This window comes from Amycolatopsis sp. M39, assembly GCF_001651785.1.
Lineage (GTDB): Bacteria > Actinomycetota > Actinomycetes > Mycobacteriales > Pseudonocardiaceae > Amycolatopsis > Amycolatopsis rubida.
On sequence record NZ_LWSF01000001.1, the window covers coordinates 990,776 to 1,000,719 of the forward strand.

Annotated in this window: 12 protein-coding genes and 1 pseudogene; 8 read left to right on the forward strand and 5 right to left on the reverse strand. The window is 72.4% G+C overall.

Annotated features, from left to right (window positions below):
* The 4 genes from A4R44_RS04625 to A4R44_RS48790 form a co-directional block, all read left to right on the forward strand.
* Window positions 1-928, forward strand: a 928-nt coding sequence (locus A4R44_RS04625) for an ABC transporter permease (protein ID WP_067576649.1), incomplete at its 5' end; no start/stop codon positions are given.
* The gene (locus A4R44_RS04630; RefSeq protein ID WP_067576471.1) at window positions 910-1,722 is read left to right on the forward strand and encodes an ABC transporter permease; all 813 of its coding nucleotides are present in this window, start codon (window positions 910-912) and stop codon (window positions 1,720-1,722) included. The genes A4R44_RS04625 and A4R44_RS04630, both read left to right, overlap by 19 nt.
* Complete coding sequence (locus A4R44_RS04635) at window positions 1,707-3,059, forward strand: ABC transporter ATP-binding protein (RefSeq protein ID WP_161269320.1); 1,353 nt, start codon at window positions 1,707-1,709, stop codon at window positions 3,057-3,059. The genes A4R44_RS04630 and A4R44_RS04635 overlap by 16 nt, the downstream gene beginning before the upstream one ends.
* Before the next feature lie 267 nt (window positions 3,060-3,326).
* Window positions 3,327-3,887 carry a DUF11 domain-containing protein gene (locus tag A4R44_RS48790; protein WP_232791500.1) on the forward strand — a complete coding sequence of 187 codons (561 nt, stop codon included), beginning with the start codon at window positions 3,327-3,329 and terminating at the stop codon, window positions 3,885-3,887.
* A gap of 150 nt (window positions 3,888-4,037) precedes the next feature.
* On the opposite strand, the gene A4R44_RS04645 is transcribed toward A4R44_RS48790, so the two are convergent.
* From A4R44_RS04645 to A4R44_RS04655, 3 genes are all read right to left on the reverse strand, one after another.
* Window positions 4,038-4,565: a DUF5994 family protein gene (locus A4R44_RS04645; RefSeq protein WP_067576473.1), complete on the reverse strand. Its 528-nt coding sequence runs from the start codon at window positions 4,563-4,565 to the stop codon at window positions 4,038-4,040.
* Between the two features lie 64 nt (window positions 4,566-4,629).
* Window positions 4,630-5,100: a DUF5994 family protein gene (locus A4R44_RS04650; RefSeq protein WP_095213182.1), complete on the reverse strand. Its 471-nt coding sequence runs from the start codon at window positions 5,098-5,100 to the stop codon at window positions 4,630-4,632.
* 95 nt (window positions 5,101-5,195) lie between these two features.
* Window positions 5,196-5,399, reverse strand: coding sequence for a hypothetical protein (locus A4R44_RS04655; protein ID WP_067576474.1), 204 nt, complete (start codon window positions 5,397-5,399; stop codon window positions 5,196-5,198).
* 666 nt (window positions 5,400-6,065) lie between these two features.
* Between A4R44_RS04655 and A4R44_RS04660 the strand changes: the two genes are divergently transcribed.
* From A4R44_RS04660 to A4R44_RS50005, 3 genes and pseudogenes are all read left to right on the forward strand, one after another.
* Window positions 6,066-7,127: an acyl-CoA desaturase gene (locus tag A4R44_RS04660; RefSeq protein ID WP_067576475.1), complete on the forward strand. Its 1,062-nt coding sequence runs from the start codon at window positions 6,066-6,068 to the stop codon at window positions 7,125-7,127.
* Window positions 7,124-7,581, forward strand: a pseudogene (locus A4R44_RS50000) (DUF5994 family protein). The gene A4R44_RS04660 and the pseudogene A4R44_RS50000 overlap by 4 nt, the downstream one beginning before the upstream one ends.
* A gap of 16 nt (window positions 7,582-7,597) precedes the next feature.
* Entirely contained in the window at window positions 7,598-7,981 is a 384-nt protein-coding gene (locus tag A4R44_RS50005; RefSeq protein WP_143132650.1) for an RGCVC family protein, read from the forward strand.
* Window positions 7,982-8,097: 116 nt separating this feature from the next.
* On the opposite strand, the gene A4R44_RS04675 is transcribed toward A4R44_RS50005, so the two are convergent.
* On the reverse strand, window positions 8,098-8,673 hold the full coding sequence (locus tag A4R44_RS04675; RefSeq protein WP_067576477.1) for a DUF305 domain-containing protein: 576 nt from the start codon (window positions 8,671-8,673) through the stop codon (window positions 8,098-8,100).
* 57 nt (window positions 8,674-8,730) lie between these two features.
* Window positions 8,731-9,114 carry a hypothetical protein gene (locus A4R44_RS04680; RefSeq protein ID WP_067576478.1) on the reverse strand — a complete coding sequence of 128 codons (384 nt, stop codon included), beginning with the start codon at window positions 9,112-9,114 and terminating at the stop codon, window positions 8,731-8,733.
* Between the two features lie 213 nt (window positions 9,115-9,327).
* Between A4R44_RS04680 and A4R44_RS04685 the strand changes: the two genes are divergently transcribed.
* On the forward strand, window positions 9,328-9,944 hold a 617-nt coding region (locus tag A4R44_RS04685), incomplete at its 3' end, for a superoxide dismutase (protein WP_067576479.1).

Here is a 9,944-nt window from a genome sequence, read left to right on the forward strand (position 1 = left end):
GTTCGCGCTGCGCCGGCTCGGCATCGGCGCGGGCCAGGTCGCGGTGCTGGTCGCGCTCGTGTTCGGGCTGTCGCTGCTGCTGCCCGGCGACGCGGCGGATGTGCAGGGCAATGACCTGTTCAGCGAGCGGCAACGCGTCGAAACCCGGGAGCTGCTCGGTTTGGACGTCGCGCCGCTGCTGCGCTTCGCCCGCTGGCTGGGCCACGCGGCGACCGGCGATTTCGGCACGTCCTACGCCAGCGGCGAGCCGGTCGCGGACGTCATCGCCGGGCCGTTCGCGATCACCGGCGTGCTGGCCGCGTTCACCACGATCCTGCTGCTGCCGCTCGCCGGATGGGCGGGCTTCGCCGCCGGGCTGAGGCCGGGTTCGCCGCGTGACCGCGTGATCACGACCGTGAGCGTGTTCTTCGACGCGATCCCGGATTTCGTGCTCGCGGTGCTGCTGGTCGCCTACGTCGCGATCGGCCTCGGCTGGTTCCCCGCGACCTTCCTCGGTGCCGACCTGGGCACGATGCTCGCCGAACCCGGATACCTCGTGCTGCCGCTGGCGGTGATGGTCGCGCGGGTCGCCGCGCCGCTGGTCCGGCTGGTCCGCGCCGGGGTGATCGACGTGTCCGCGAAGCCGTACGTGCAGCAGGCCCGCCGGCTCGGCGTCGGCCGGGTTTCGCTGCTGCTGCGGCATATCGCGCCGAACGCGCTGGGCCCGGCGATGCAGGAGCTGGGCCGGACCGGCGACGGCCTGCTCTCCGGGGTGCTGATCGTCGAGGCGGTGTTCGCGCTGCCCGGGGTCGCCTCGACGCTGATCGGCGCGATCGGCGACCGCGACGAGCCGGTGATCCTGGCGATCGTGCTGGTCACCGGGCTGGTGGCGGTGGTGGTGAACGCGCTGATCGACCTGATCGGACGGCGATGGGCGCCGGGCAGGTGAGGGCGCGGCGGGTTTACGCGGGCCTGGTCGCCGTGCCGGTGCTGGTCGCGGCTTTCGGCCCGCTCGTCGCGAGCGGGGCCCCGGCCGGGCGGCAGGCTCCGTTCGGCCCGTCGACCTGGTCGCCGTTCGGCACGGACCGGCTCGGCCGGGACGTGCTCGCGGCGGCGCTGCAAGGCGGCCGGACGCTGCTGGTCGTCACCGGCCTGACCGTGCTGTGCGCCTACGCGATCGGCTTCACCCTCGGCATGGCCGCCGCCGCGGCGCCCCGCCAGTGGCTGGAAGACCTGATCATGCGCCCGCTCGACGTGCTGCTGTGCCTGCCGTCCCTGCTGATCATCATCGTCGCGGCGGTGCGCACCAACGGCTCCGCCGTCGCGATCGCCTCGGCGGTCGGACTCGCGCTCGTCGCCCCGATCGCCCGTTTCGTGCGGATGGCGGCGCGCGGTGTCGTGCACGGCCCGGTGATGGACGCGCTCCGCATGCAGGGCGAACCGCGGCGCCACCGCTACGGCCGGTACGCGCTGCGGGAACTCGCGCGCCCGGTCGCCGCCGACTTCGGCGTCCGGCTCGCCGCGGCGATCTACTTCCTCTCCTCGGCCAATTTCCTCGGCCTCGGCTTCGACCCGGCGTCGCCGGACTGGGCGGTGACCGTCGCGGCCAACAAGGACGGGCTCTCCGAAGCGCCGTGGTCGGTGTTCCTGCCCGCCGGGCTGATCGTGGCGCTGGTCGTCGGCCTGAACCTGCTGTGGGACGACCTGCTGGCGGATCCGGGGGCGCAGTGGCCGAACCGGTGATCAGCATTCGCGGCCTGACCGCGCATGCCGGGGAAACCCTGCTGCTGCACGACGTCTCCCTGAGCGTGAGCGCGGGCGAAATCGTCACGCTGTCCGGCCCGTCCGGCGTCGGCAAGACGACCGTGGCCATGGCCGCCGCCGGGCTCGAACGGCCCGGGGTCACCGTGCGCGCGGAGGTGGTCGCGCCCGGGAAGGTCGGTTACCTGCCGCAGCAGGCCGCCGAGACGCTGAACCCCGCCCGGCGCGTCGGCCACGCGCTCGGGGAACTGGTCGGGCTCGATGCCGGGCGCTTGTCGCGCGAGCAACGCCGGGAGCGGGTCGCCGAAGTGCTGCGGCTGGTGGCCTTCGAAGCCGCGGACGGCCTCCTCCGGCGCTACCCGTTCGAGTTCTCCGGCGGCCAGCGGACCCGGCTCGCCCTCGCGCAGGTCCTCGCGACCCGCCCCGGCGCGCTGGTCCTGGACGAACCGACCACCGGTCTCGACGCCGTCAGCAAAGCCGGCCTCCTCCGTCAGCTCCGCGCGCTGGCCGACGCCGGGGCAGCGCTGCTGGTCGTCACCCACGATCCGGACGTCGCGGCCACCCGGACGTTGCGCTTGCGGGACGGAACCCTCACCGACGAACCACCGCCCACGGCCATGCCGCTTCCCCGGACGGTCGAGCGGGGTGCGCGCGTGGCTGAGCTGCGCGGGGTCTCAGTCCACTATGGCCGGATGGAAGTCCTCCGCGACGTCGACCTGTCGCTGTTCGCGGGGGAGACCGTCGGCGTGGTCGGTCCTTCCGGCGCCGGGAAGACCAGTCTGGCTCGTTGCCTCGCGGGACTGGCGCCAGTCCGCGGCGAGGTGTTCGCCGACGGGAAGCCGGTGCCGTTGCTGCGCAAGCGAACCGCCCGGCAGACGGCGTATGTCCAGTACGTCTGGCAGGAAGCCGCGTCGTCGTTCGACCCTCGCCGGACGGTGCTCGACCAGGTCGCCGCGACCGCGGTCCGGCTGCGCGGCCTGCGCCCGGCGGACGCGACCGGCGAAGCCGGCGAAGTCCTCATCGGACTGGGGCTCACCGAAGCCCAGGCCGGCCGCCGCCCGGCCGGGCTCTCCGGCGGCCAGCTGCAGCGCGCGGCCCTGGCCCGGGCGCTGCTGGCCGAACCGCGCGTCCTGATCTGCGACGAGGTCACCACCGGCCTCGACGCGGAACTGGCCGTCCGCGTCCTGGACTGCCTCGACGCCTACCAGCGCCGGACGTCCGCCGCCCTCCTGCTGATCAGCCACGACACCCGCGCGCTGGCCGCCCGCGCGGACCGGATCGTCGCCGTCGAACACGGCCGGGTCGTCGATTCCGGCTGACTTTTCCCGGGAAATTCTCGTGGTCCTCCGGCACCGTTTCGGATCGGAATGGCAATACCCCTTCAGGACGTGACGGGTGGCCCGGGGTCCGGGGCCGTCCTCGGGAAATCTCGCTGAGCTGCCCTGGTTGGGGTCCCCCTGCGGCGTCACGGTCAGCAACCCGGTGAAGGGCGACCACACGCTGACGAACGTCGTCACCTCGGGAACTGCCCGCCGGAGCCGAAGGATCCGCGCCGCGGGACCACGACACCGGTCGCGGGCCTGATCCTGGAGAAGAAGGCGAGCGTCACCGAGGCGAAGGCGGGAGACCAGGTCGTCTACACCGTCACCGCGACGAACACCGGCCAGACCGGCCTGAAGGACGCCACCTTCACCGACGACCTGACCGGCGTGCTCGCCACCGCGGCCTACCACGACGACGCGACCGCCTCAACCGGCTCGACGACCTACGCGGCACCCCGGCTGACCTGGACCGGAGACCTGCCGCTTGGCGCGACCGCGACGGTCACCTACAGCGTGAAGGTCAAGAACCCCATCGGCGACGGACAGAGCCTGCGCAACGTCATTTCCTCGACCACGCCAGGCACGAACTGCCCCGACGCCTCCACCGACGAGCGATGCAAGACGACCACCCCGCTCACGAAGACGCCGCCCATGCCGCCCACGCCGCCCACAGTCCCGCCGACGCCGCCGGTCCAGCCGCCGTCGCCGGAGCCGCCGCTGGCGTCCACCGGCGTGGTGCTGATCCCGGTGGGAATCGCGGCGATCGCCCTGCTCGCGGGAGGTGTTGCACTGCTGCTGGTCGCGCGCCGCCGCTGGTCGCGGTGACGGGTGCCGCGGCGGCCGTGCTGGCCGAGACGGCCGCTTCGACCGCGGCCGGGAGACTGCGAACGCCGGCGGCGAACCTGTCGGCGAGAACACGGCGAGAGCGACGCGCCGCGGACGTGCTGGGCGGGGGGCCAGCGTTCGCTTCGAGGACTACGCCGAGCCGCTGGCAGGTGCCGGGGATCCGAAGCCGGCGCCGCCTTCGGACTCCCAGCGGCAGACATCGTCCTCGGCCGGCCGGGGCGCGGCTCCGGATTCTTTCAGGATGGCTTCCGGGCGGGTGGTGCCGTTGCGGTCCGCGGCTGCTGACAGCGCGGTCGCGGCGGCCGCCGGCGGTGTTCGAGCGGGGACGACGAGCAGCGTCAGCCGGCGCATCGAACCGCCGGTCACATGCACGACATGCGGGTCCTGGGAGCGGAAGCCTTCCAGGCGGACGAGCCGTCCCCGGGAGATCATCGTGGGTTCGGCGGGCAGCCAGGCCTGCGGCGCGAACGCCACCCGCCATACCGGGCCGATCCGGTCGGCGAGCGCCGCGGCGAGACCGGGCACTTCGGCCGTCAGGTCCGCCGAAGCTGGCCACCAGCCGCCGTCCACGAAGCCGGCGACCGGCAGCGGGGGTTTCAGCCGCAGCCGCGCCTCGGCCGGTGCGGAGGAACGGCCTCGGCGCGGTGGCGTCGGCATGGGAAGCTCCGATCCCGGCTTCGGGGCCGGCTGGCATGCGTGAACGGCGAGGCTCGGGATGCGGCTACGCGGGCTGCCGCGAGAGGACGCCGCTGTCGCGAAGGATTTCCAGTGCGGCATCGGTGCTGTCGGCGGCGGAGGCGGCGCTCAGCGCGCGTTCCGCCGGGCCGGGCGGGGCCTCCGGCGGGATCACCAGCAGTGTCAGGTGGCGGATGCGCGGTCCGATCACGACGACGGTGTGCTGCTGGAGGCCGAAGAATCCGGCCAGGCGCACGAGATTCGGGCCGTGCGCCAGCCGGGCGGGCGCGAGATCCCAGGCGGCGGGGTTGAAGCCGATCCGGTCGACTCGGCCCGACCGGTCCGCGAGCGCGGCGACGAGGGCGCTGAACTCGGCGACCGGTTCGCGCGATCGCGGCCACCAGGCACCGTCGAAGCAGCCTTTCGCGGCGCTCGGTTCCTTGAGCCGCAACCGGTTTCCTGGCGCGAGCGATTCAAGCACCGGGCCGGCGGTGCGGTCCTGCGGGACTGGCTTCATCGCGGCGCTCCCGTCCGATGGTGCGGATGGCCGGGCGGCGGACGCCGCCGGCGCTGCGCGGCGGAACAGACTGCGCGCCGGAGAAGGGCTGGGCGTCAGCGGCGCCGGTGCCGCGGCCGGATTGCGCGCGGCTGCGGTTCTTTCCGCTCGCCGGACGGTCCGGCCGGCTGGCGGAACAGGCCGTCGTAGCGGTCGTCCTGCGGCAGGACGAGCGCGCCGGGCCGGGGCGGCTCGGCGACGGGATGGCTGAAAAGCGGGGTGCTGACCGAAGCGGTGATCGGCTTTTCCTTTCGTGACACTGCGAAATCCGCAGAAGACGGGGAGCCAGGGGCGGCTGGGCCACGCCCGCACCACCGGCATTCCCTGCTGGGCGCCACCCGCTTGTGCCGTGCAGCGGCTGCGGCGAGGGCGGCTCGGCGGTCTCAAGGCCGCTGGGATGACGGTGATGTGCCGTGGGCCCGGCGGCATGCCGTGCGTTGTCCCTGCGGCGATGGCCCAGGGCCGCCGGCACGAGATACTCCCGGACACCACTGACGGTACACCCCTTCGTCCCGGCCGAGGGCGCCGTCGCGGACCCGGGCCGGGGCGGTGCGCTGCGGCCCGATCGCCGTTTCCCGTTCTCACCAGGGCGGGAAGCCGCATTCGGGTGAAGCGGATTTCGGCGCGCGGCCTGGCGGAACGGCGAGCGCGCACCCGCACCGGCGCGGGTGTAGGCTTCGGGCAAGAACCTCAGACCTCGGTCGCGCCGATCGAATCGCAGCACGGCTGCCGGCGACCGAGGAGGCACCGGGGCATGACGGGAATCCGGAAGGACAAGCCTCTTCGCCCCGCGATTTCACCGGCGGCCCTTTCCGCTCCGCCGGATCCAGCTGTCCCCGTACTCGCTCTTTCCGCTGCCGCGGCGCGGTCCGTCCCGCGGCGGCCAGCGGCGGTCCTCCGCCGCCATCCGATTTGGAGTTTCCACAATGGACGAAACGAACCCGGCTATCCCGCGTGGGCCCGGCCCTCCGCGCGGAAGCGAGTACGCCGAGCTGTCGGAACTGGTGAAGGCGGCCGGGCTGTTCCGCCGCCGCCCCGTGCACTACCTGCTGCGGGGCGGGCTGGCGCTGCTGGCTTTCGCCGGGGCGTGGGTGGTGCTCGCGCTCGCCGGCGGGCACTGGTGGCAGCTGGGCACCGCGGTGCTGCTGGCGGTCGCCTACACCCAGCTCGCGTTTCTCGGCCACGATGCCGGGCACAAGCAGATCTTCCGCGGCAGGCGGGCGAACGACGCGGTCGGCACCGGGCTCGCCGGGCTGGTCGGGCTGAGTTACGGCTGGTGGGTGGGCAAGCACAACCGCCACCACGCGAACCCGAATCTCGAGAACTCCGATCCGGACATCGACATCCCCGCGCTGGCGTTCAGCACCGGGCAGAGCCGGGCGAAGACGGGTTTCCTGCGCTGGATGGCGAAATACCAGGCGTTCCTGTTCTTTCCGCTGCTGCTGCTGGAAGGCCTCGACCTGCACTGGTCGGGGATCAAGGCGGTGTGGCACGGCGGGATCAGATCGCGCGGGCTGGACGCGGTGCTGCTGGCCGCCCACCTCGCCGCCTATCTCGCCGCGGTGTTCCTGTTGCTGCCGCCGGGAATCGCGGTCGTGTTCATCGTGGTGCACCATGCCGTGTGGGGCGTCTACATGGGATGTTCGTTCGCGCCCAACCACAAGGCGATGCCGCACCTGGAACCGGGCCACCAGCTGGACTTCCTCCGCCGCCAGGTGCTGACGTCGCACAATGTGCGGGGCGGCCGCTGGACGACCTTCGCCCTCGGCGGGCTGAACTACCAGATCGAGCACCACCTCTTCCCGAACATCCCGATGACGGCGCTGCGCCGGGCACAGCCGCTGGTGCGGGACTTCTGCCTCGCCCGCGGGATCAGCTACAGCCAAGGAGGGCTGCTGCGCACCTACGCGGACGTCCTGCGGCACCTGCACGAGGTCGGCGGCGGGCTCCGGACCGCGCCGGCAACAGCCGGAAGCGGTTCCCGATGACGGCGGCGCCGGCCCGGAAAGCCCCGGCCGGAGACCGCGGACCCGAGCAAGCGCGAGTGGCGCTGAAATGCGCCGGCTCCCAGCCCGGGCACGTCGACGGCGGCTGGTGGCCGCGTTCGGCGGACCTCGCCGCCGAGCTGCCCGCGCTGGCCGCCGCGCTCGAAGCGCGGGTGGCCCGCTGGCCCGGGTGTCGTATCACCTGGACGCCTGGGGCGCGACCGCGCGCAAAGTGCTCCTCGGCGGCCGGATCGTGCGGCTGGAGGGGTTCCGGGCGACGGATCCAGACACTGTGGAGGCGATCGGGACGGACTCCCGGCGGGTGCGCCTGCTGGTGGTGCCGCGGGAGGCCCCCGGCGGAGCGGCCCGTGCCGTGCTCCGGTCGGCCGCGGACGGCGATTCCACCGCCACCGCCGCGGACATCCTGGCCGGCAACGGCGTCGCCGGAACGCGCTGAGCCGGCCGTGTCCGCCATGGACTCCTTACCTGCCCGGCCTTGGCGCTCCGCGATGAGCGCGCAGTCCGCGGCACCGCTCGCCGCTCGGTCCGCCGGTGCCTGCCCGGTGTGCCGCCACGAGAAAGCCGGACACGACGCGATCGCGGACCGGTTCTGCTCGGCGACCGCGGCGGGCGGGTTCCGCCGCGCCTGCGCCTGCGCCGCGGGAAGCAGGGAAACCACAGAAGAGGACGGAAACATGACCAGCGAACTAAGCTTTGTCTCCCGGTACGACCAACGGCTCGCCCTGGTGCGGGATGTGCTCGCACAGGACACCGGCTTGACCGAGGCTGCCTGCCAGGCGCTCGCGGCGCGGCTGCTGCACGTGCTCGACGAAGCGCCGGAACGCCTGCGCCGGTGAAGGCCGGGCTTGGCGTCGACGAGGCAGTTCGGCGCCGAGCCCGCGAGTACCGCCGGCTCAGCGGCACGACGCGGGGCGCCGGGGTCGCCCAAGCGACGACCCCGGCTCCCACGGCATCAGCCCTTCAGCAGCCCGCGCATCTCAGCGATCTCCGCCTCCTGCGCATCGGCAATCCGCTGTGCCAGCGCCTTCGCCCCGGCATCCGCCCCGTGGGCCAGCTCCGTCTTCGCCATCTCGACCGCTCCCTGATGGTGCTTGATCATCAGGTCCAGCCACGACCGGTCGAAGTCCGGGCCCTTGGCGGCTTCCAGGCTTTTCAGGTCGGCACCGGACATCATGCCGGTCATCGTGTGATCGCCGGACATCTCGTGGCCGCCGGGCATGGAGTGGCTGGTCGCGGCGACGCCCCAGGTCTTCAGCCAGCCTTGCATCTGCCGGATTTCCGGGTCCTGCGCCCGGTCGATCCGGCCCGCCAGGTCGGCGACCTTCGGGTCGCTGCCGCGCGACGGCACCATCTTCGCCATCTCCAGCGCCTGCTGGTGGTGCGGGATCATCTGCTGGGCGAACGCGACGTCAGCGGCGTTGTGTCCCGCCTGCGAGCTGGGCGCCGGAGCGGGCGGCTCCGGGCTGCTGCACGCGCCGAGCAGGAGCGACGCGGTCAGCACGGCGCCGCGGAAAAAGATTCTGCGCACGAAAAAACCTTCTCTCAAAAGGAAAATTGCGAGGAAAGACCGGAAAGGAAATACCGATCAGGTCCGCAGCACGCAGAGAGAAGTCAGAACGGCCCGGCCTCGTCTGCCGGGCGGGCGGCCGGCCGCGGGGGAGCCTCGGGTGCCGTCGAAAATCGCTTGTGCGGCGGTGCGGCGGCGGAAGGCCAGCAGGCCCAGGACGAGTGCGCCCGCCGCGTACAGCACCGCCAGGCAAACGTGCAGCATCGAGTGTTCGCCGGCGGGCATGCCCGAGTCGGTGGCGGCAGCCAAAGCTGGGGCGACCGAGTGCGCCTCGCCGGACATCTGGCTCGTCATGGCATGCCCGGCGTCCGGCGAAGGCACGTGGTGCATCACGGCGACGCCCAGCGCCAGCGCGAACAGCAGCAGCACCCGCTGCACGCTGCCGAGCCGGGACGTTGCCATGGGAGCAACCGTACCTGGCACCGGGGAACTGGGGCGGGGCGGACGAAACGGTCACGCTGAGTGGCCGGCGAAGCGGCCCGGTACTGGAAGGTGAACATTCACTCAAGCAGGTTCCAGCCCGTGGTGCCGAGGCCGCCCCCGCTCGCCCGGGGCGCGGGTGTGCTACTAGGTTCGAAGGGGCAAGACTTGATGTCGAAGACAGAAGGAGGGCCCATGGCCCGGTACGAGCTGCCCGAACTCGATTACGACTACGGCGCTCTCGCGCCGCACATCTCCGGTGAGATCAACGAGCTGCACCACAGCAAGCACCACGCGACCTACGTGAAGGGCGCGAACGACACGCTGGACAAGCTCGCCGCGGCGCGGGAGGCGGGCGATTTCGGCTCGATCGTGGGGCTGGAGACGACGCTGGCGTTCAACCTGGCCGGGCACGCCAACCACGTGGTGTGGTGGAAGATCCTCTCGCCCGAGGGCGGGGACAAGCCGACCGGCGAGCTGGCCGCGGCGATCGACGAGGCGTTCGGCTCGTTCGACAAGTTCAAGGCCCAGTTCACCGCCGTGTCCACCACGATCCAGGGCAACGGGTGGGGCGCGCTGTCGTGGGACCCGATCGGCAAGACGCTGATCACCCAGCAGCTGCGCGACCACCACAACAACCTGATCCTGCCGACCGTGCCGATCCTGCTGGTCGACGTGTGGGAGCACGCGTTCTACCTGGACTACAAGAACGTGAAGCCGGACTACGTCAACGCCCTGTGGAACATCTTCAACTGGGCCGAGATCAGCAAGCGCTTCGACAACGCCGTCGCCGGCGGCAACGGCCTCCTGCT

Excerpts from the sequence above, each read along its gene's own strand:
- A4R44_RS04660 (WP_067576475.1), top strand. The coding sequence starts at position 6,066 with ATGGACGAAACGAACCCGGCTATCCCGCGTGGGCCCGGCCCTCCGCGC.
- A4R44_RS04630 (WP_067576471.1), top strand. The coding sequence starts at position 910 with ATGGGCGCCGGGCAGGTGAGGGCGCGGCGGGTTTACGCGGGCCTGGTC.
- A4R44_RS04650 (WP_095213182.1), bottom strand. The coding sequence starts at position 5,100 with ATGAAGCCAGTCCCGCAGGACCGCACCGCCGGCCCGGTGCTTGAATCG.
- A4R44_RS50005 (WP_143132650.1), top strand. The coding sequence starts at position 7,598 with ATGGACTCCTTACCTGCCCGGCCTTGGCGCTCCGCGATGAGCGCGCAG.
- A4R44_RS04645 (WP_067576473.1), bottom strand. The coding sequence starts at position 4,565 with ATGCCGACGCCACCGCGCCGAGGCCGTTCCTCCGCACCGGCCGAGGCG.
- A4R44_RS04680 (WP_067576478.1), bottom strand. The coding sequence starts at position 9,114 with ATGGCAACGTCCCGGCTCGGCAGCGTGCAGCGGGTGCTGCTGCTGTTC.